Origin of the sequence: Pseudomonas sp. HMSC063H08 (assembly GCF_001813645.1) — a bacterium.
GTDB lineage: Bacteria > Pseudomonadota > Gammaproteobacteria > Pseudomonadales > Pseudomonadaceae > Pseudomonas > Pseudomonas aeruginosa.
In genome coordinates this window covers 19546-39739 of sequence record NZ_KV813388.1, presented here as the reverse complement: position 1 = coordinate 39739, position 20194 = coordinate 19546, and the positions used below count along the sequence as shown (strand labels likewise).

Genomic DNA, 20194 nt, shown 5'->3' with positions numbered 1-20194 from the left:
TCTTCAACAGAACCGGCCGAAAGCACCCCTAGATTTAGCGTCTGCTTCTGGCCGTATACAGCCGTTCCCTCCCTAAGCCATAGCATCTCCCATACCTGGTCGGCACACCTATTGCCACCCGCAAAACCACAACCTCCCCCGCTGCTAACCGCAATAGCTGCGGCTTGAGTGTCGCGGATCGGTTTTTGAAATGTGGTGTTGGCGGCCCTCACCCCAACCCTCTCCCGCACACGGGAGAGAGGGCCGGGCGTGCCTTGTGGGTCGAGCGCCTCGCTCGGGCGCAGCCTGGAGCGATGTCTACCCTCCCCTAGCCCCGGGCATCTGGAAACTGGAATTCGGCCCCCAGCCCAGGCAACCAGAAGCACCGGAAACGCGCCCTGAATGATTTCAGATTCGCGCCGAAACCTTCGAAAGCCGTTTCCTCGCACCCGAAAGCCGCCGAGGCTGCCCTGCGGCTTTCGCTGCGCAACGGCTAGTCGCCTACTTGCACCGGTCGCTCAGCCTGACCAGCGATGCGCCGTACACCGCGTCGTCTTCGGAGGCGAAGATCGCGTCGCCTTCGACGGTGGCCCCCGGCTTGAGGGTCTCGGCGGTGAGTTCCTCGTCCACGGTATCCAGCCTGAAGGACTGGCCGGCGGCGGACTGCGCCACCAGGCAGCTGTTCTTCAGGCTGATCTCGCTCTTCGCCGCATTCACCAGGCGGACCTTGAAGGCCTGGGTGCGGAAGTGCTTGTCGCCGACGGACACGCTGCCCTTGTCGCCCTGGCGGGCGAAGACCATCACTGCGTCCGGCGCGGCGGCGAAGCCGAGGGAAGGAGCGGCCAGCAGGCCGGCCAGGGTCAGGGCCATTGCGTTCTTCATACTGATTTCCTTTGGCAAAGACTGAACGACCCGGTGATTTTCCGTGGGTCTTTTCGCCGCGATCAAGCGCAGTGCCAAGGAATGCGGGGCGCCTCGTGTTCTGCAAGTCGGAGGGTTTCCAGCGGAACTTTTCCCGCAACCGTGCTTCCAGGCGAAAACCGCTCGCTACGCGGAACGCCGGTCTTCGAACCCGCACGATCCTCGCGCCCGCCAGGCTGCCCTCGAACGCTTGCAACCACAGGCCGGACGCTCGGCCCAGGCGATGGCCCAATGGGCGCCGGGCAGGTTCGCTTCGGCGTGGCCGCGATGCAACAAGTGCGCCTGGACCGGCATCGCGGTAGCGCTCGGCGAGGGCGTCACCGAGGCTGTCGGCGGCATGTCGTGTTCGACTCCGTTGCGGGTGGCGAGCGGGGCCTGCGATCTTCCCCTTGGGGGAGAGTCAAGCCCGGCGACCCGGCGGGTGGCCGCCAAGCTGCTTGCGCAGGCTGCCGGGCTCAGCCGAGCAACTTGTCGACGGTCAGCGGGAAGTCGCGCAGGCGGCGGCCGGTGGCGTGGTACACGGCATTCGCCACTGCGGCGGCGACGCCGACGATACCTATTTCGCCGACGCCCTTGGAGCCCAGTTCGTTAACGATATCGTCGGGTTCGTCGACGAAGATCACCTCGATATCGCCAATATCGGCGTTAACCGGGATGTGGTACTCGGCGAGGTTGTGGTTCATGCAGCGGCCCAGCGCATGGTCGACCTGGGTTTCCTCCTGCAAGGCCATGCCCAGGCCCCAGACCACCCCGCCGAGTATCTGGCTGCGAGCGGTCTTCGGGTTGATCACCCGCCCCGCCGCGACCGCGCTGACCACCCGGCTCACACGCAGGGTACCGAGGGCTTCATCGATCCGCACCTCGACGAATACCGCCGAATGGGTCGCGGTGGCGTAGCCTTTGCGCCGCGCCGAGGGTTCAGCTTCCACCTCCACCTGCAACGCGTCTTCCGGCAGCCCTTGCAGCAGGTCGGCCAGGGCGTATCGCGTATCGCCCGCTTCCAGATGGCCACGGCATATGCGGAAGCGCTCTTCGGCGGCGCCGGCCAGCTCCGGATGGCGGGCCCTGGCATGGGCGACCAGGGCCTGGCGCAGGCGCAGGCAGGCCAGGCGGACGGCGGAACCGACCGACGAGACGGTGAACGAGCCGCCCTGCAATGGAGCCTTGGGCAACGCACTGTCGCCAAGCTGGAAGCGCACCTCTTCCGGCGCCATGCCAGCGGCGTCGGCGGCGATCTGGGTCATCACCGTGTAGGTGCCGGTGCCGATATCCGTGGTCGCGCTGGCCACCCGCAGCAGGCCGTCCGCCTCCAGCCGCGCCCTCGCGCTGGCCTTGCTCTGCATGGCCTCCCAGACGCCGCCGGCCATGCCCCAGCCGAGCAACTGGCGCCCTTCGCTCATGCTCCGTGGCCGTGGGTCGCGGGCCTGCCAACCGAAGCGCCGGGCGCCCTCCTCGTAGCAGGCCAGCAGCGCCTTGCTGGAGTACGGCTTGTCCTCGTTGCCGTTGCGCTCGGCGAAGTTGAACCGGCGCAGCGCGATGGGGTCCATGCCGAGCCGCACCGCCAGTTCGTCCATCGCGCATTCCAGCCCGATCAGCCCCAGCGCCGCGCCGGGGGCGCGCATGTCCAGCGGGGTATAGACGTCCAGCGGCACCAGACGGTAGGCCAGGGAAAGGTTCTCGCAGCGATAGAGCATGCCGCTCCACTCCACCACGTGCTCGGTGAAGTCTTCGAAGCGCGAGGTCTGCGCTGTCGCCTGGTGGCCCAGCGCAAGCAGGCGCCCCTCGGCATCGGCGCCCAGTTGCAGGCGCTGCAGGGTGCGCGGCCGGTAGCCGAAGGTGAACATCTGCTGGCGGGTCAGCACTACGCGCACCGACCGCCGCAGTTGCAGCGCCGCCATCACCGCCAGGGCCAACTGGTATTGCGGACGCAGGCCGGAGCCGAAGGCGCCGCCGACGTAGGCGGCACAGACCCTTACCTTGTCGGCGGGCAGGCCGAAGACCTTTTGCAGGTAGGCCTGGCTGTTCTGCGTCCCCTGGGTCTTGTCGTGCACCAGCAGGCTGCCGTCGGGCTGGACGATGACCGTGGACGCGTGCGGTTCCATGGGATTGTGGTGCTCGATCGGCGTGCTGTAGCTGGCCTCGACCCGAATCGGCGCGGCGCGGTAGGCGGTGTAGAAATCGCCGCGCTCGGCGGGCAGTTCGGCGGGAGCCTCATGGGCCTGGTCGAGGGCGGCCAGCAGGTCGGTCTGGTGCGGCTCGGGCTCGATATCGATGCGCAGCAGCGAGCCCGCGTAGCGGGCCAGTTCCAGGCTCCGTGCCAGGACCAGGGCAAGGGGCTGGCCGCTGTACAGGACGCGGTCGTCGAACAGCGGGCGGAAGGGTTCGCCTTCGGCGGCATCGGCGTCCTTGTAGGGCTCGTCGTCGCCCGCCATCGGCGGCCGGTTCAGGTGATGCAGTACCGCGACCACCCCGGGTACCGCCAGGGCCGCCGCACAGTCGATGCCGCGCACCCGGCCGCGGGCGACGTCGCTGCTGACCACGCTGCCGTGGAGCAGGTCGGCGGCAGGATATTCGGCGGCGTAGCGAGCCTGGCCGGTGACCTTGGCTTGCCCGTCGACGCGATCCAGGGCTTGCCCGGTGCTGTGTGGCAGGCTGCTCATTGGCCGATCCCTCCCGAGTGGGCTTCTTCCAGTGCGCGAACGATGGCGTTGCGCGCCAATCCGATCTTGAAGGCGTTGTGGGCCAGCGGCCTGGCGTCACGCAGCAGCGCTTCGGCGAAGCGGACATAGCTGTCCCGGTTCGCCGGGTGGCCCCTGAAACGTTCCTCCAGCTCTGCGACGCGCCATGGCTTGTGGGCCACGCCGCCGAGCGCCAGGCGCAGTTCGCCAATGCGCTCGCCGTCCGGTTCCAGGGCCGCCGCCACCGAGACCAGGGCGAAGGCGTAGGAGGCCCGGTCGCGCACCTTCAGGTAGTGGCAATGCCGGGCGAAGCGCGGCGCTGGCAGCTCGATGGCGGTGACCAGTTCGTCGACGGCCAGGCAGTTGTCGCGCTCGGGCGTGTCCGCCGGCAGGCGATGGAAGTCGGCGAAAGCGACCCGCCGCTCGCCAGCGCGGCCGCGCACCCGTACCTGAGCCTCCAGCGCCGCCAGCGCCACGCACAGGTCGGATGGATGTACCGCCACGCAGTGTTCGCTGGCGCCGAGGATCGCATGGTTGCGGTTCAGCCCGCTGCGCGCGGGGCATCCACTGCCCGGCTCGCGCTTGTTGCATGGCGTGCCGGTGTCGTAGAAATACTGGCAGCGGGTACGCTGCAACAGGTTGCCGCCGGTGCTGGCCATGTTGCGCAACTGCGGCGAGGCGCCGGCGAGGATCGCCTGGGCTAGCAAGGGATAGTCCGCCTCCACGGCGGGATTCCAGGCCAGTTCGGCGTTGCTGACCAGGGCTCCGACCAGCAGGCCGCCGGTGGGCGTCCGGCGGATGTCGCGCAGCGGGAGGCCGGTGATGTCGATGAGTCGCCGGGGCCTGGCAACGTTTTCCTTCATCAGGTCGAGCAGGTTGGTGCCGCCGGCGATGTAGCGCGACTCCGGGCCGGCGAGGCCCAGCGCCTGCTCGATGTCGGCCGGCTTGGCATAGGCGAAGGGCGTCATGCGCGCTGCCCTCCCTGCCCGTCGCGATCGAGCAGCGGCAAGGCGTCTTCCACGGCGTCGAGGATATTGCCGTAGGCGCCGCAGCGGCACAGGTTTCCGCTCATGCCCTCGCGGATCTCCGCCCGCGAGCGCGCCCGCCCCTCGCTCGCCAGGCCAAGGGCCGAACAGATCTGTCCGGGCGTGCAGTAGCCGCACTGGAAGGCATCATGGCGGATGAACGCCTGTTGCAGGGGATGCAGGCGATCACCCTCGGCCAGACCTTCGATGGTAGTCAGTGCATCGCCGTCGCACATCACCGCCAGCGTCAGGCAGGCGTTGATCCGGCGACCGTTGCGCAACACCGTGCAAGCGCCGCATTGGCCGTGGTCGCAGCCCTTCTTGCTGCCCACCAGGTCGAGCCGCTCGCGCAGCAGGTCGAGCAGCGTCAGCCACGGGGGTACTCTCAGCTCTCGGCGCTGGCCATTGATCAGCAGGCTGATCGGCAGGTCCGCCGGCTCCGGATTGGTCATGGTACAAGCCTCACGGTCGGTGCATCGGCGCGGCGGATGCCGCTTTTTCAGGTCCGACCGAACGGCTCGAAGATACGTTCAAAGTAAATGACGGCCATGGCCATGCCACAAAGGCGGGCGGATGCTCGACGCCTGCGCCGCTATCGGCCGCCGGAGCCCTGCGCCGAGGTCACTTGAACAGGCTCGACACCACCCGCGCCACGTGCTCGGCGCCCTTGCTGATCTCCTGCATGATGCCGGCCACGGTGGTGATCTGGTTGTTGTTCTCCTGGGCGCTGGACTCGATGGTCTGCATGTTGTGGTTGATCTGCTGGGTCAGCTTGACGTTCTCGGTGACCACGTTCTTGATCTCCACCGTGGCGCCGCTGGTGCGCGCCGCCAGTTGCCGCACCTCGTCGGCGACCACCGCGAAGCCGCGCCCCATGTCGCCGGCGCGAGCCGCCTCGATGGCGGCGTTGAGGGCCAGCAGGTTGGTCTGTTCGGCGACGCTCTGGATGGTGGTGACGATGTTCTCGATGTCCTTGGTCTGGTGGGTGAGCTGGGAAATCAGGCCGACGGCGGTGTTGACCATCGACAGGGTCTTGGCCGACAGGGCGACGGACTGGTCGAGGGAGTCGATGCCGCGGGTGGAAATCTGCGCGGTCTCTTCCGCGGTGGAGAACGACAGCTCGGCGGCGCGCCGTACTTCCTCGTTGCGATTGACCTGTTCGGTAACGTCGATGGCGAACTTGATGACCTTGATTATCCGCCCCGAACCGTCCTTGACCGGGTTGTAGGTGGCTTCGATATGTACCCGCTCACCGGCGGCTGTGCGGCGCTCGAAATGCCCGCGGGAGAATTCGCCGTGCCGCAACCGGGCCCAGAAATCCGGGTTCTCCCGATAGAACTCGTCGAAGCAGAGCATGCGGTGGTGCTGGCCCTTGAGCGACTTGAGGCTGTAGCCGAAGAGACGCAGGAAGTTTTCGTTGGCATCGAGTATCTCGCCGTCCGGGGTGAACTCGATGACGGCCATGGACTGGCGTATGGAGTCGTTGATCGCGTTGAGCAGGAGCAGTTCGGAATGGTTGCGGGTCACGTCGGCGGCGATCTTCAGCACCTCGACGACCGCCCCTTCGGCATTCTTCACCGGGAAATAGGTGGCCTCCAGCCAGATCGGCGACCCGTCGCGTCGCAGGCGCTTGAACACGCCGCGCTGGGGCGTGCCGCTGGCCAGTTCCTTCCAGAAGCGCACGTAGGCGGCAGAGGCCTGGTAGTCCTCTTCGCAGAAGATCCGGTGGTGCTTGCCGACCAGTTCGTCCGCCGAATAGCCGACCGCCGCGAGGAACAGCGGGTTGGCGGACAGTATCTGGCCATCGGGAGTGAATCGGATGGTGGCGACGTTCTGCCCGATGGCCTCGAGTCGCCACGCTACATCTTCATCCTTGGCGGCGCTTTCGACCGCCCTGCTTTTTCTGCCGAAGAGCATCGCGCACGACTCCTTGATGGCACCTGTCCATCGCGAGGGAGTGGAGAACCGGAGATAGTCGTCCTGCCGCTACACGCCAGTGTAGATCGGGGTCCGGCAATTTTCCTCGGCGCCCGCGGCACCGTCCGTCCCCTGCCGGGCGTGGCCCCGCGTCCGCGCCATCAGCCACGCAAGCGCCGGCCCGCGCTATGATCGCTACGCCCTGCCGATCGCGGTGGCCAAGGCCGGCATTGGCCAGAGGCGCCCGGCCTGACCGCGCTCCGACCTCGCGCCGTCGTATCCCGAAACCCACTTCCAGGAGGAAGCACATGGCAACCGATCTCTACGCGCTGGCCGAACAGGTCGAGGACGAAGCGGGTTACCTGCGCTTCCTCGCCGCGCTGGCGGCGGACTGGGAGGAAGACCGCCGCCTCGCCGCCGCCAACCCGCCGAAGCCGTTCGGCCCCAGCCCGCTGGGTTGGGAGAACGGCAGCATCGGTGGCTTCCTCGATGCCGCCGCGACCTGGGGCGAGGACTCCCGCGACGGCCTGCCGGGCTATTCCAGGCCGGAGAATGCCTGGCGGCGCGCGGCGCAACTGATGCTGGCGGGCAAGTTCTATGAATGACTTCAAGTCTGCCCTGGCGCCCTTCCCGCCCAGCTACCCGAGGGGCTTGCCGGGCAACCGGCGGCAGGTGCCGATACTGCATCGCGACGCAGACTTCCTCCTGCGCGCGCTGCAACCCGACGATTTCGTCCGGACCAGCCGCTACGAGAACGCCAACCGCGAGCACCTGGCGCCGTGGGAGCCGCTGCGCGACCCGGGGTATTTTTCCGTGGACAACGCCCGCGCCCGCACCCTGCTACAGGTGGCGAGCATGGACGAAGGCGAGGCGCTTCTCCTGCTGTTGCTCGATCCCGACGACGGCGAGGTGCTGGGGCGCTGCAGCTACACCAACATCGTCCGCGGGGTATTCCAGGCCTGCCACCTGGGCTTTTCCCTGGCCGCTGCGGCTCAGGGCCGCGGCCTGATGGCGCGTGCCCTGCGGGTAGCCAACCGGTATTGCTTCGAGCAGCTCGGCCTGCACCGGATCATGGCCAGCCACCTGCCGCGCAACGCACGCAGCGAGCGCCTGCTGGAAAGCCTCGGCTTCGAGAGGGAGGGCTACGCCCGCGCCTACCTGAAGATCGCCGGGGTCTGGGAAGACCATGTGCTACGGGCGCTGGTGGACGCTCCGCGCTGAACCGACGTGCAAATGCGCAACGGGACGCCAGGCGTCCCGTTCCGCTCACCAGGCCTACCGGTCAGCCGCGGGCGAGGTCGCCACGCAGTTCGCGGGCGGCGGCGACCATGTTCACCAGCGCTGCCTCGGTTTCCGGCCAGGCGCGGGTCTTCAGGCCGCAGTCCGGGTTGACCCAGAGCCGCTCGGCGGGTATCCGCCGGGCCGCCTTGCGCAGCAACGCGACGATCTCTTCCCGGCTCGGCACGCGCGGCGAATGGATGTCGTAGACGCCCGGACCGATCTCGTTCGGGTAGTCGAACTGCTCGAAGGCCTCCAGCAGCTCCATGTCCGAACGCGAGGTCTCGATGGTGATCACGTCGGCGTCCATGGCGGCGATGGACTCGATCACATCGTTGAACTCGCTGTAGCACATGTGCGTATGGATCTGGGTTTCGTCGCGGACTCCGGAGGCGCACAGGCGGAAGGCCTCGGTGGCCCATTCCAGGTAGTGCGGCCAGGCGTTGCGGCGCAGCGGCAGGCCTTCGCGGAAAGCCGCCTCGTCGATCTGCACGATCCTGATGCCGGCCGCCTCCAGGTCGACCACTTCGTCGCGGATCGCCAGGGCCAACTGGCGCGCCTGCACCTCGCGAGACACGTCCTCGCGCGGGAAGGACCACATCAGCATGGTCACCGGGCCGGTCAGCATGCCCTTCATCACCTTGTCGGTAAGGCTCTGGGCGTACCTGATCCACTCCACGGTCATGGCCCGCGGACGGCTCAGGTCGCCATAGATCACCGCCGGCTTCACGCAGCGCGAGCCGTAGCTCTGCACCCAGCCGAAGCGGGTGAAGACGTAGCCGTCCAGTTGCTCGGCGAAGTACTCGACCATGTCGTTGCGCTCGGCTTCGCCGTGTACCAGCACGTCCAGCCCCAGTTGTTCCTGGATCTGCACCGCATGGCGGATCTCGCTGTGCATCGCCTCGATGTACTCGGCCTCGCTCAGCTTGCCCTGCTTGAACGACTGGCGGGCCAGGCGGATCGATGAGGTCTGCGGGAAGGAGCCGATGGTGGTGGTCGGGAACGCCGGCAGGTCGAGCCCGGCACGCTGCCTGGCGATGCGTTCGGCGAACGGCGAGCGGCGCTGGGCGTCGCTGGCCTTGATCGCGGCCAGGCGCGCCTGCACGGCCGGCTTGTGGATTCGCGGCGAGGAAGCGCGGCTGGCCTGGACCGCACGGCTCTCTTCCACGGCGGCAAGCACCTCGGCGGCTTCCGGCTCAGTGGCGGCACGGGCCAGCACCGCGACTTCGCGGCACTTCTGCACGGCAAAGGCCAGCCAGCTCTTCAGCTCGGCGTCCAGCCCGTCTTCGCGTTCCAGGTCCACCGGGCTGTGCAGCAGCGAGCAGGACGGCGCGACCCACAGCCGCTCGCCCAGGCGCTCCCGGGCATGGCGCACCACCTCCAGGGCTTTCTCCAGGTCGCAGCGCCAGACGTTGCGCCCGTTGACCAGGCCCAGCGAGACGACCTTGTAGGCCGGCAGGCGGTCGAGGATGCTCGGATACTGTTCCGGCGCTCGCACCAGGTCGATGTGCAGGCCGTCCACCGGGAGGTTGGCGGCCAGGCCCAGGTTGTCTTCCAGGCCGCCGAAGTAGGTGGCGACCAGCTTCTTCAGCGGTTCGCTCTGTAGCAGGTTGTAGGCGCGCTCGAAGGCGTTCTTCCATGCCTGCGGCAGGTCGAGGACCAGGATCGGCTCGTCGATCTGCACCCACTCCACGCCCTGGCCGGCGAGACGACGCAAGATCTGGCCGTAGAGCGGCAGCAGGCGGTCCAGCAGGTCGAGCCTGTCGAACTCGGCGCCCTTGGCCTTGCCCAGCCACAGGTAGGTCAGCGGACCGATCAGCACCGGCTTCACCTGGTGGCCGAGGGCCCTGGCCTCGTCGACCTCCTCGAACAGTTGTTCCCAGCTCAGCTGGAACTGCTGGTCGGCGCTGAACTCGGGGACCAGGTAGTGATAGTTGGTGTCGAACCACTTGGTCATTTCCTGGGCATGGGCACCGCCGCAACAACTGTCGTCGCTGACGCCACGGGCCATGCCGAACAGGGTATGCAGGGTCGGCCCGGCCTCGCCGTGCGCCCGGAAGCGCTCGGGGATCACGCCGAAGGTCAGCGAATGGGTCAGCACCTGGTCATACCAGGCGAAATCGCCGACCGGCAGCAACTGGATGCCGGCGTCCTTCTGTACCTGCCAATGGGTGGCGCGCAGCTGCCGGCCGACGGCCCGCAGGCCGGCCTCGTCCAGCTCGCCCTTCCAGAACGCTTCCTGGGCTTTTTTCAGTTCGCGATCGCGTCCGATGCGTGGGAAGCCGAGAGTGTGGGCCAGGGCCATGGGTGTTCCTCCAGTCGAAAGGTCGATGGAGGGATTCTCGGGAGACTCATGCCATGAGACAAACTCAATTTCTTCGTGATGAAATCAAGTTTCCCTCATGATCATCCTCGCGCCCTGACCTCGACGCCCTCCTCACTTGCGCTTGCGGATCGCCATGCGCCGAGGCTTGAGACCGCCAGCCGCGGCAGCGCCGGCCTCGCCGCCCACCACGGGCTGCATCCTGGCTCGCGCCGCGTGCAGTTTCTTGTAGCTGTCGATCAGCCGCAGGTGCCGGTCGAGCCCTTCCAGCTTCATGCTGGTCGGCGTCAGGCCGAAGAAGCGCACGCTGCCGTCCACCGAGCCCAGCGCGGCGTCCATCCGCGCGTCGCCGAACATGCGGCGGAAATTGGCCTCGTAGTCGGCGATCTCCAGCTCGTCGTCGAGGACGACCTCCAGCACCACGTTCAGCGCCTGGTAGAACAGGCCGCGCTCGACGCTGTTGTCGTTGTACTGGAGGAACGCCTCCACGCCTTCCTTGGCGTCTTCGAAGCGCTTCAGGGCGAGGCCGATGAGCACTTTCAGCTCGAGGATGGTCAGTTGGCCCCAGACCGTGTTGTCGTCGAACTCAACGCCGATCAGCGTGGTGATGTCGGTGTAGTCGTCCACCTCGCAGTCTTCCAGGCGCTCCAGCAACGCCCCGAGCGCGGCGTCGTCGAGGCGGTGCAGGTTGAGGATGTCCTCGCGGAACGCCAGGGCCTTGTTGGTGTTGTCCCAGATCAGGTCTTCCACCGGATAGATTTCCGAGTAGCCCGGCACCAGGATCCGGCAGGCCGTAGCGCCGAGGTGCTCGTACACCGCCATGTAGACCTGCTTGCCCATGGCTTCGAGGATGCCGAACAGGGTCGCGGCTTCCTCGGCGTTGGCAGCCTCGCCCTGCCGGGTGAAGTCCCACTCGACGAACGGGAAATCGGCCTTGGCGCTGAAGAAGCGCCAGGACACCACGCCGCTGGAGTCGATGAAATGCTCGACGAAGTTGTTCGGCTCGGTCAGCGCATGGCTTTCGAAGGTCGGCTGGGGCAGGTCGTTCAGGCCCTCGAAGCTGCGCCCCTGGAGCAGCTCGGTCAGGCTGCGCTCCAGGGCCACCTCGAAGCTCGGGTGGGCGCCGAAGGAAGCGAACACGCCGCCGGTGCGCGGATTCATCAGGGTCACGCACATCACCGGGAATTCGCCGCCCAGCGAGGCGTCCTTGACCAGTACCGGGAAGCCCTGCTCTTCCAGGCCGCGGATCCCGGCGAGGATGCCCGGGTACTTGGCCAGCACCTCCGGCGGCACGTCCGGCAGCGCCAGCTCACCTTCGAGGATTTGCCGCTTGACCGCACGCTCGAAGATCTCCGACAGGCACTGCACCTGCGCTTCGGCCAGGGTATTGCCGGCGCTCATGCCGTTGCTGAGGTAGAGGTTCTCGATCAGGTTGGAGGGGAAATACACCACCTGGCCGTCGGACTGGCGCACGAAGGGCAAGGCGCAGATACCGCGCTGCACATTGCCCGAGTTGGTGTCGTACAGGTGCGAGCCGCGCAGCTCGCCGTCGGGGTCGTAGATCGCCAGGCAATGGCCGTCGAGCAGTCCCAGCGGCAGCGCATCGTCGCGGCCGGGCTTGAACCAGCGTTCGTCCGGGTAATGGACGAACGCCGCATTGGCGATCTCTTCTCCCCAGTACTGGTCGTTGTAGAAGAAGTTGCAGTTCAGCCGCTCGATGAATTCGCCCAGCGCCGAGGCCAGCGCGCTTTCCTTGCTCGCGCCCTTGCCGTTGGTGAAGCACATCGGCGACTGCGCATCGCGGATGTGCAGCGACCAGACGTTGGGCACGATGTTGCGCCAGGAGGCGATCTCGATCTTCATGCCGAGGCCGGCGAGGATGGCCGACAGGTTGGCGATGGTCTGCTCCAGCGGCAGGTCCTTGCCCGGAATGCGCGTGCAGCCGGCGGCATCGGTGCCGGGCATCAGCAGCGCCTGGGCGTCGGCATCGAGGTTATCGACCTCCTCGATGACGAACTCGGGCCCGGTCTGCACCACCTTCTTCACCGTGCAGCGGTCGATGGAGCGGAGGATGCCCTGGCGGTCCTTCTCCGAGATGTCGGCCGGCAGTTCCACCTGGATCTTGAAGATCTGCCGGTAGCGGTTCTCCGGGTCGACGATGTTGTTCTGCGACAGGCGTATGTTGTCGGTGGGAATGTTGCGCGTCTGGCAGTACAGCTTGACGAAGTAGGCGGCACACAGCGCCGACGACGCCAGGAAGTAGTCGAACGGCCCCGGCGCGGAGCCGTCGCCCTTGTAGCGGATCGGCTGGTCGGCGATCACCGTGAAATCATCGAACCTGGCTTCCAGTCGAAGGTTATCGAGAAAATTGACCTTTACTTCCACGGCGAGCACCAAGAGAAACGGAAACCGGCCATTATCCGGGAACTCCGGGCAAAAGTCCCAGCTCTCCGCCGTACGCGTCGCTACTTGCCGGCCTCCCCGCCGCTCTCCGGCACGTAGATCATCCGTCCGTCGGCCAAGCGGTAGGTCACCCCGGCGCGGCTGCCCTGCCCTTCGCCGATCTCGCCGCTGGCCTGGTAGCGCTTCAGCTCCTTGCCGTCCTTGACCAGCATGCGCATGTCCGCCTCGCCGGGATTCTCGACCACCACCACCTTGTCCTGGCTGAACGGGTTGAGCGGGTTCTGCACGATGACGATCAGGAGGATGCCGATCACCACCAGGAACAGGTCGATCAGGTTGACCATCGAGAGGATCGGGTCGTCCGCCTCGTCGTGTTCGAGGAAGCGCATCAGCCGGCCTCCCGCGCGCGTTCGACGGCGCGCAGTTCCTGGAGCAGCCAGCGGCGACGCACGGTAAGGATGAAGAAGGTGATGCTGGCGGCGACCAGGGCCAGGATCACCGCGGAAAACGCCACCACCAGGTTCTCGCCGATCCCCTGGGCGTCGTTGCGGGTCAGCGCCAGCAGTGCCGGTCCCATGGGGATCATGGTCGCCACCAGGCCGAGCATCGGCGCGCTGCGCGAGGTGATCCGCAGCCATTCCAGGCGCTGCATGATCCACAGTTCGAGGTCGTCGCTGTTGCCGCCATGCAGCGCCTGCCAGGCCGCCAGGCGCGAGCGGTAGCGCCCACGACGGCGCTGCCAGGCTTCCATGGCGAAGCCGCCGAGGGCGACGAAGGCGTAGGCCAGCGCGGCGAGGATCAACAGCAGCACCGGCAGCAGGAACAGGCGGGTGAGTTCGTAGAGGCTGGTTTCCAGACCATTCATGAGCGATTTTCCATCGGACGACGATTGACTACGGATTGCCGGACGGCGCCGGCGGCGAACAGCGCGAGCAGCACGGCGGCGGCCAGCCGGAGCCACGGCTGCGGCTCGCCGGACGGCGGCGGCGCGACTTCTTCGAGGACGCGGCCGCTGACCGTTTCACCGGCACCGGACGCGGCCGCGCCCTCTGCCTGCGCCGCGGCCTCGCCGAAACCGCCGGCCATCCGTTCGATGAATTCACGGGTGGTCGCCGCGCCGACCTCGCCGGCGCCGGCGGCCGCCAGTTGCCGCCAGCGCTCGGCCAGTTCGCGGCGGGTCTGCTCGCTGGCGTCCCAGTAGCCCTTGCGGATGGCCTCGGCCATGCGCGCGATGATCTGCGCCTGGGCGGTCGGATTGTGCGTTTCGAACCACTCGGCGAGACCCAGCTCGCGGCGGTCCATGACGAAGGTGTCGTGCAACGCCTGCCACTGGTCGGCGCGGACCATGGTGCGATCCGCCGCCTGCCAGCCCCACAGGTTGTTGGCCAGGTCGAGCATTTCCAGGCTGCCGGCGTAGCCCTCGCGCTGCATCGCGGCGATCCACTGCGGGCTGAGGTAGCGCCCGCGCAGCTCGCTGGCGAGGAACTGCGCGGCGGCCGTGGTGCGCGGCTGGCGCTGGCGCAGGTCGGCGATGTACAGCGCCGGGCTGGCGCCGTCGAGGTGGCGTACCGCCAGCGACAGGCCGCCGAGGTACTCGAACGGGTGGTCGGTGGAGAGCACGCCGTTGAGCGTCGAGGAGCGCGAGAGGATCGCCGCCTGTACGCCCTTCAACTGTTCGGCGAACAGGTTGCCGCCATCCAGCTTCACGCCCCAGTCGCGACTGCCATAGGCGTATTGCAAGCGCCCGAGGAACTGCTCGGCGAGCGCCGAGTCGTCGTCCCAGCGGGTGGAGTCGAGGGTCAGTTGCGTGACCCCGGTGCCGTAGTCACCCGGCGCATTGCCGAACAGCCGCAGGCGCGACAGGCGCTGCGCCAGTGGCGCTTCGACGCCGCGTTCGCGCAGGCGCCGCTCCAGCGCCTGGCTGTTGCGCGCCAGCGGGTTGCCCGGCTCGTCCAGCGCGGCGAGGCGCTCGATGGCCTCGGCGAGCAGGCGCATGAAGCCGTCGAACTGGTCGCGGTAGACACTGGTCACCTGTAGCACCACGTCCACCCGTGGACGCCCCAGTTCCGCCGCCGGCACGATGTCCAGCGCCAGCAGGCGGCCACCGGCGTCCCAGCGCGGGCGCAGGCCGAGGGCGTGCAGCGCCTGGCTTTCGACGATGCCCAGGTGGCGCATGGTTTCCGACGACCAGAGGCTGAAGGCGAGCTTTTCCGGCGCCCTGCCCTGGTGCTCGGCGCGGTAGCTTTCCAGCAGTTGGCCGAAGACCTCGGCGCCGGCTTCGTAGGCGGCGCGGGTCGGTACCTTGTCGGCCTCGAAGGCGAACAGGTTGCGCCCGCTGGGTACCTGCGGATTGCGGATCGGATCGCCGCCCGGCCCGGGCGCGACGAAGCGCCCGGCGAGGCCGGCGAGCAGCGCCTCCAGTTCGCCGGTGTCGGCGAGCTGGCGGTCCAGTTCGCGGGCGCGCAGCAACTGCTCGCGCAGGCGCGGATCGGCCACCTTGGCGATCTCGCCGCCGTCGCGCAGGTAGCGTTGCAGCGTGCGGTAGGCACGACCTTCCCGCAGCGCCCTGAAATCGGCGGCGAACAGTTCGTCGGGGTCGAGACCGAGCGCGCGGTAGTAGGGCTCGCCGAGCTGCTGCATGACGGTACCCAGGCGCAGCTCCGGCGAGGCGGCGACACCGAAGGTGTGCAGCCCCAGCGGCATCGCCGAGCCGGCCAGTCGGTGCAGGTGGTCGTGGAGCACACCGAGGAACGCCGGGAAATCCTCGCGCATCGCTGCCTCGCTCCAGCCCAGGTCGTCGTTCATGTGCGCCGCCCGCACCGCCGCGCGGATCTGCTCGGCGCTGCGTTCGCGCACCGCGCCCTCGTCCAGTTGCTGGTATTCGTGGATCAGCTGGTGCAGGTCGCGCAGTTCGTCGTACAGCCCGGCCGGGGCGAACGACGGCGTCTGGTGGCTGACGGTGACCGCGCGCCCGCGCCGGCGCGCCTGGATCGCCTCGCCAACGTTGTCCTGGATGTACGGGTAGAACACCGGCAGGTCGCCGAGCGCCCGCAGCGGGTAGTCGCCCACCGCCAGCCCGCGGTCCTTGCCGGGTAGCCATTCCTGGGTGCCATGGGTGCCGAAATGGATCAGCGCGTCGGCGCCGAAACCCTCGCGGACGAACTGGTAGACCGCCAGGTAGAGATGGTCCGGCGGCACCGCGCTGTCGTGGTAGGCCTCGCCCGGACGGCCGGCGCGCGGCGGCTGCGGCAACAGCAGCAGATTACCCAGGCGCGCCGCCGGGAACACGAAGCGTCGCTGGCCGTCGATATCGCGCAAGGCCCAATGTCGACGCGGGTCGCCCCAGCGCGCGCGCATCTCCTCGCGCAGATCCGCCGGCAGCGCCTCGAACCAGTGCAGGTAGGCGTCCAGCGGCAGGCTCGCGGCGAGGCCGTCGCGATACAGCGCGTCCAGGGTCTGCGGCCGGTAGTAGCCGCCGAGCAGGCGCTGGGCAGTATCGATCAGCGCGCTTTCGTCGCTCGTCGCAACCCGGTAGCCGGCCGCCCGCAGCGCTTCGCCGAGACGGGCCAGGCTGGCCGGTACATTGAGATGCGAGGCGGCGACGTTCTTCTCGCCCTCCGGGTGGTTCCAGAACATCAGCGCCAGGTGCTTGTCCGCCGCCGGCAGGCGACGCAGGCGCAGCAGCCGGTCGAGCTTGTCCAGCAGGGCCTCGGCCTGCCCGGCCATCAGCTTCGGCTCGCCGTTCTCCAGGGCGCTGATCACCAGCGGATCGCTCATTCCCCAGGTTTCCGGCATGCCGAGGAAGGCCGCCGCGGTACGCGGCGCCACCCCGCTGGAGGCGGCCAGCCAGTCGGCCTCGTTGCCGTCGCGGTAGCCGAGGGTCTGCAATACCGGCACGTCCAGCGCGAGGAACTCGGCACGGCGCGCCGGGCCGTTCTGCAGGTGCTGCAGGTTGACCAGCGCCTGGACATCGGCGCCAGCGAAGGACTTCCTCAACGCTTCCGGATCGCTGTCGTCGAACCACACCGCCAGCGGCGCCTGGCCGTGCCGCTCGCTACGCCGCAACAGTTCGTCGATGGCGCCGGTCTGGGCATCGGCGATGGCGCCGCGCGGGATCAGGAAGGCGATGCGCGGGGCGTCGCTGGCCCAGCGCGAGGCGCCCCAGGCCAGGTAGTCGGCGAGGCCGGCGAACGGCGCCGGTGCGTCGGGATGATAGAAGCCGGCCTGCGCCAGGGGCTGCGGCGCCGGCAACGCGTCGACGGGCAGGCCGGCATGCCAGCGTCGGACCGCCTCGAACAGCCGGCGCAGGTTGGCTTCGCCGCCGTTCGCGTAGTAGCCGACCAGGCGCCCGCCCAGCGCCGCCGGCAGGTTGCCGAAGCCCGGAGGACCGCCGCCGACGCGGATCCAGGGTTGCGTCCCGCCTTGCAAGCGCTCGCCCAGCGCCTCCTCGACCTGGGCGCGATCGGTCGGCCGCGGTGTGTCGAGGATCAGCAGGTCGCCGCCGTCCAGCCAGTCGCCGGGCGGCGCCTCGCCGATGCCGAGGCGCAGGCCGCGCAACTCGACACCGGCCTCGCGCGCCCAACCGGCTAGGCGCTGGTGCTTGCCCGGGAGGACGAAATCGCTGCTGAGCAGACGCACCTGGGCCGGCTCCGCCCAGGCACAGAGACTGGCCAGCAGCGCGCCGCAGAAGAGTAGCGAACGGCGCATCAGAAGCTCGCCACCAGACCGAGATGGAAGGTCCGCCCAGGTTCGGCATAGGTGAAGTGCGTGTCGTCGTCGGCCAGGCGCTGGTCGCCGAGGTTCTCGATGCCGCCGCGCAGCGTCAGGTTCTCGTTGAGTTTCTGGCTCAGCTCCAGGTGCCACAGGCTGTAGGCCGGCAGGGCATAGCCGACGTTGCTGCTGTAGGCCACCTGGCTGCCGACGTATTCGGTGCGCAACTGGGCGCTGAAGCGCGCATTGGGGCTCCAGCGCAATTGGCTGTTGGCGAGGTGCCGGGAGCGGTCGCCGAGGCGCTGGCCGGCGGTGCGGTTGCGCGCGTCGAGGTAGGTGTAGTTGAGTTCCCAGCGCAGGTCCGCCGGCAGGTCCACGCCGCCGCCCAGCTCGAGGCCGCGGATCCGTGCCCTGTCGACGTTCTCGTAGTTGCGTACCTCGCCGCCGCGCACCCCGCAGCGCGCTACGCAGACGGTCTGGATCAGGTCGCGGACATCGTTCTCGAACACCGTGCCCTTCAGCGACCAGCCGTCGCCCTGGTAGTCGGCGCCCAGTTCGTAGGACGTATTGGTCTCCGGCTTCAGGTCGGGATTGCCGTAGATGGTGAAGCGCCCGCCGCCGCCGACCGCCGCATACTCCGGCGATAGCTGCTTCAGGCTCGGCGCCTTGTAGCCGCGGCCGACGCCGGCGCGCAGGGTCAGCGCATCGGAAAGGTGGTGCAGCAGGTACAGGCGCGGACTGCTTTCCCAGCCGAACGCCTCGTGCTTGTCGAAGCGGCTGCCGAGGGTCAGCGACCAGTCCGGGCCGAAGGCGATCTCGTCCTGCAGGAACAGCGCCTTGTGTCGCGCGCTGGCGTCGCCGGCGGTATTCACCGAGCGATCCTCCAGTTCTTCCTTGCGCCATTCGCCGCCGAGGGTGAAGAGATGCCGCTCGAAGGCCGGCATGCTGAGGTGGCCGTCGACCACGCTGTCGGTAAGGCGCTGCGGGTTGCTCGGCGGTTGTCCGTCGGAACGCGCGTTGTGCCGCTCCAGGCGGTTGCGGTAGGTGCGCAGCTGGCTGCTGCCCCAGTCCCACTGGCCATTGTGGGCGAGCGACCAGCGCTCGCGTTCGATCACGTCGCGCGACTCGTAGTAGCGCGAGCGCGGCCCCCCGGTCTCGCTGTTGCGCCAGCGTCGTTCGCGCCCGCGCTGGTGGCCGAGGTCGATGCGCTGGGCGTCGTCCGGGGTCCAACTGAGGTTCAGCCCGCCGCTGTCGGCGTTGCCGCCTTCCAGCTCGGAGAGCCGGCGCTCGTCGGCGTCCGGGGTTTCCTGCTGGCGGCGGCTCTCGCCGTTCAGGGCGAGGCCCAGCTTGCCGGGCACCAGCGGCCCGGCGAGATAGGCGCCGAGCTGGTGGCTCTGCCCGCCGAGGCCGTCCTCGCGCACGCCGCCATCGAGCAGGCCGCTGCCCGTCCAGGTATCGGTGGCGCGCCGGGTGATCACGTTCACCACTCCGCCGAGGGCTTCCGAACCGTAGAGCGAGGACATCGGTCCGCGTACCACCTCGATGCGCTCGATGCTCTCCACCGGCACCCAGCCGAGGTCGAAGTCGGAATGGGCGATGGCCCCGGACGAGGTGGAGATCCGCTGGCCGTCCACCAGCACCAGGGTGTGCTCGCTGGACATGCCGCGAACGCTGATGCCCCGCCGGGACATGCCGACGCCGTTGAACTGCAGGCTTTCCGAACCGCGCAGGGCTTCCTGCAGGTCGCGCACCGGGCGCCGCCGCAGGTCCTCGGCGGTGATCAGCGAAACGCTGGCCGGGGCGTCGCGCAGCTTGCGCTCGGTAGTGGTGGCGCTGACCACCGTCGGCTCCAGGTCGACCGGCGCGGCCAGCGCCAGGCAGGGAAACAGGTAGAGGAACGGCACGGCGCGGGCCAGCCGCAGCGGAGGAAGACGGTGCGGGGAGGAATGGGGGGTCATGGTCGGCAGGTATGAATTATGAATATTTACAAGTTATAACATAACATTTAATCGAATGAAGAATGCCCGCCGTTTCTTCTTCATCGAGGCGAGGGAACGTCTCGCTCGCCGTATCCCTCGAAGCACAGGACCCCACTCTCAACCGGGCATGCCCCCCAGGAGGATAGATGACCGCAACCGATCAGATCATGGCGCTCCTCGAACGCTGGGACCGCCAGCAGGAGGGCTACATCCGCCAGCGCGAGGAGCGCTACGAGGCGATGTTCCAGTTGCTCGAAGACCTCTTCGGCCGCGACGGGCGCTTCACCGCCATCGACGCCGCCTGCGGCCCGGGCTCCCTCGGCCGGCGCCTGCTCGAACGCTTCCCGGCGGCGCGGGTGGTGGCGCTGGACGCCGACGTCATGCTGCTGGAGATCGCGCGTACGGCGCTGGCCGGTTTCGCCGAGCGGGTCCGCGTGGTGGAGTGCGACCTCACCGATCCAGGCTGGACCGAACGTGTCGCCGAAGCGCGCGAGTCCCTCGCCGGCGAACGGCCCGCGGCGCTGCTCTCTTCCACCGCGTTGCACTGGCTGTCGCCCGCCGAACTCGCCGGGTTCTACGCCCAGGCCGGCGAGCTGCTCGCCCCCGGCGGCGTGCTGCTGAACGCCGACCACATGCGCTACGACCGACGCTGGCCGGGACTCGCGGAATTGTCCCGGAAGCACCGCGAGCGGGTCCTCCAGGCTTCCGTGGCCAGCGGCGCGGACAGTTGGGAAGACTGGTGGCAACGCGCCGCGCAGATCCCCCGGCTGGCCCCGCTGAAGGCGCAGCGCGACGCCCATTTCGCGCGGCGCCCGCTCAGGCGCGCCAGCGAAGACGAAGACTGCTCGCTCGATTTCCATCTCGCCGCCCTGCGCCAGGCGGGTTTCGCCGAGGCCGCCACGGTCTGGCAGCAGTTGGACAACTACGTCGTCTTCGCCCGCCTCGCCCAGGCCTGATACGCCGTCACCCGGGCGCGGGGAA

Annotated in this window: 13 protein-coding genes and 2 pseudogenes; 3 read left to right on the top strand and 12 right to left on the bottom strand. The window is 68.4% G+C overall.

All coding sequences use genetic code 11. The features are described 5' to 3' along the window. Positions 1-480: 480 nt before the first annotated feature. The 6 genes and pseudogenes from HMPREF2924_RS07965 to HMPREF2924_RS36920 form a co-directional block, all read right to left on the bottom strand. Positions 481-861, bottom strand: a complete 381-nt coding sequence (locus HMPREF2924_RS07965) for a DUF4354 family protein (RefSeq protein ID WP_004363688.1) — start codon at positions 859-861, stop codon at positions 481-483. Positions 862-1355: 494 nt separating this feature from the next. Continuing rightward, positions 1356-3560 (bottom strand): xanthine dehydrogenase family protein molybdopterin-binding subunit, encoded by a 2205-nt coding sequence (locus HMPREF2924_RS07960; protein WP_004363690.1) that lies wholly within the window; start codon positions 3558-3560, stop codon positions 1356-1358. Further along, positions 3557-4546, bottom strand: a complete 990-nt coding sequence (locus HMPREF2924_RS07955) for an FAD binding domain-containing protein (protein ID WP_003088273.1) — start codon at positions 4544-4546, stop codon at positions 3557-3559. Before HMPREF2924_RS07955 ends, HMPREF2924_RS07960 begins: the two co-directional genes overlap by 4 nt. Further along, positions 4543-5055, bottom strand: a complete 513-nt coding sequence (locus tag HMPREF2924_RS07950) for a (2Fe-2S)-binding protein (protein WP_003088271.1) — start codon at positions 5053-5055, stop codon at positions 4543-4545. The genes HMPREF2924_RS07955 and HMPREF2924_RS07950 overlap by 4 nt, the downstream gene beginning before the upstream one ends. Positions 5056-5224: 169 nt before the next feature. Next, positions 5225-5569 (bottom strand): annotated as a pseudogene (locus tag HMPREF2924_RS36925) (methyl-accepting chemotaxis protein); the annotation flags it as partial. A 183-nt stretch (positions 5570-5752) separates the two neighbouring features. Next, positions 5753-6520 (bottom strand): annotated as a pseudogene (locus tag HMPREF2924_RS36920) (PAS domain-containing protein); the annotation flags it as partial. 308 nt (positions 6521-6828) lie between these two features. Between HMPREF2924_RS36920 and HMPREF2924_RS07940 the strand changes: the two are divergent. Both HMPREF2924_RS07940 and HMPREF2924_RS07935 read left to right on the top strand, forming a co-directional pair. Further along, positions 6829-7125, top strand: a complete 297-nt coding sequence (locus HMPREF2924_RS07940) for a DUF7660 family protein (protein WP_003088248.1) — start codon at positions 6829-6831, stop codon at positions 7123-7125. A gap of 46 nt (positions 7126-7171) precedes the next feature. Next, on the top strand, positions 7172-7741 hold the full coding sequence (locus tag HMPREF2924_RS07935) for a GNAT family N-acetyltransferase (RefSeq protein WP_003121997.1): 570 nt from the start codon (positions 7172-7174) through the stop codon (positions 7739-7741). Positions 7742-7802: 61 nt separating this feature from the next. On the opposite strand, the gene metE is transcribed toward HMPREF2924_RS07935, so the two are convergent. The 6 genes from metE to HMPREF2924_RS07905 form a co-directional block, all read right to left on the bottom strand. Then, positions 7803-10103 carry a 5-methyltetrahydropteroyltriglutamate--homocysteine S-methyltransferase gene (metE, locus tag HMPREF2924_RS07930; protein WP_004363697.1) on the bottom strand — a complete coding sequence of 767 codons (2301 nt, stop codon included), beginning with the start codon at positions 10101-10103 and terminating at the stop codon, positions 7803-7805. Positions 10104-10235: 132 nt separating this feature from the next. After that, positions 10236-12506: an OsmC domain/YcaO domain-containing protein gene (locus HMPREF2924_RS07925; RefSeq protein ID WP_031627705.1), complete on the bottom strand. Its 2271-nt coding sequence runs from the start codon at positions 12504-12506 to the stop codon at positions 10236-10238. Positions 12507-12586: 80 nt separating this feature from the next. Next, positions 12587-12913, bottom strand: a complete 327-nt coding sequence (locus HMPREF2924_RS07920; protein ID WP_003088238.1) for a DUF2149 domain-containing protein — start codon at positions 12911-12913, stop codon at positions 12587-12589. After that, entirely contained in the window at positions 12913-13389 is a 477-nt protein-coding gene (locus HMPREF2924_RS07915) for a MotA/TolQ/ExbB proton channel family protein (RefSeq protein ID WP_003088234.1), read from the bottom strand. Before HMPREF2924_RS07915 ends, HMPREF2924_RS07920 begins: the two co-directional genes overlap by 1 nt. Then, a complete protein-coding gene (gene cobN, locus HMPREF2924_RS07910; protein ID WP_004363700.1) occupies positions 13386-17231 on the bottom strand; it encodes a cobaltochelatase subunit CobN in 3846 nt (1281 codons plus the stop codon). Before cobN ends, HMPREF2924_RS07915 begins: the two co-directional genes overlap by 4 nt. Beyond that, positions 17231-19192 (bottom strand): TonB-dependent receptor domain-containing protein, encoded by a 1962-nt coding sequence (locus HMPREF2924_RS07905; RefSeq protein ID WP_004363703.1) that lies wholly within the window; start codon positions 19190-19192, stop codon positions 17231-17233. Before HMPREF2924_RS07905 ends, cobN begins: the two co-directional genes overlap by 1 nt. Positions 19193-19359: 167 nt before the next feature. Between HMPREF2924_RS07905 and HMPREF2924_RS07900 the strand changes: the two genes are divergently transcribed. Further along, positions 19360-20169 (top strand): class I SAM-dependent methyltransferase, encoded by an 810-nt coding sequence (locus HMPREF2924_RS07900; RefSeq protein WP_004363704.1) that lies wholly within the window; start codon positions 19360-19362, stop codon positions 20167-20169. Positions 20170-20194: the final 25 nt, after the last annotated feature.

Coding starts and splice junctions, on each gene's coding strand:
- HMPREF2924_RS07900 (WP_004363704.1), top strand. CDS start 19,360: ATGACCGCAACCGATCAGATCATGGCGCTCCTCGAACGCTGGGACCGC.
- HMPREF2924_RS07915 (WP_003088234.1), bottom strand. CDS start 13,389: ATGAATGGTCTGGAAACCAGCCTCTACGAACTCACCCGCCTGTTCCTG.
- HMPREF2924_RS07950 (WP_003088271.1), bottom strand. CDS start 5,055: ATGACCAATCCGGAGCCGGCGGACCTGCCGATCAGCCTGCTGATCAAT.
- cobN (WP_004363700.1), bottom strand. CDS start 17,231: ATGCGCCGTTCGCTACTCTTCTGCGGCGCGCTGCTGGCCAGTCTCTGT.
- HMPREF2924_RS07940 (WP_003088248.1), top strand. CDS start 6,829: ATGGCAACCGATCTCTACGCGCTGGCCGAACAGGTCGAGGACGAAGCG.
- metE (WP_004363697.1), bottom strand. CDS start 10,103: ATGGCCCTGGCCCACACTCTCGGCTTCCCACGCATCGGACGCGATCGC.
- HMPREF2924_RS07965 (WP_004363688.1), bottom strand. CDS start 861: ATGAAGAACGCAATGGCCCTGACCCTGGCCGGCCTGCTGGCCGCTCCT.
- HMPREF2924_RS07905 (WP_004363703.1), bottom strand. CDS start 19,192: ATGACCCCCCATTCCTCCCCGCACCGTCTTCCTCCGCTGCGGCTGGCC.
- HMPREF2924_RS07955 (WP_003088273.1), bottom strand. CDS start 4,546: ATGACGCCCTTCGCCTATGCCAAGCCGGCCGACATCGAGCAGGCGCTG.
- HMPREF2924_RS07920 (WP_003088238.1), bottom strand. CDS start 12,913: ATGCGCTTCCTCGAACACGACGAGGCGGACGACCCGATCCTCTCGATG.
- HMPREF2924_RS07960 (WP_004363690.1), bottom strand. CDS start 3,560: ATGAGCAGCCTGCCACACAGCACCGGGCAAGCCCTGGATCGCGTCGAC.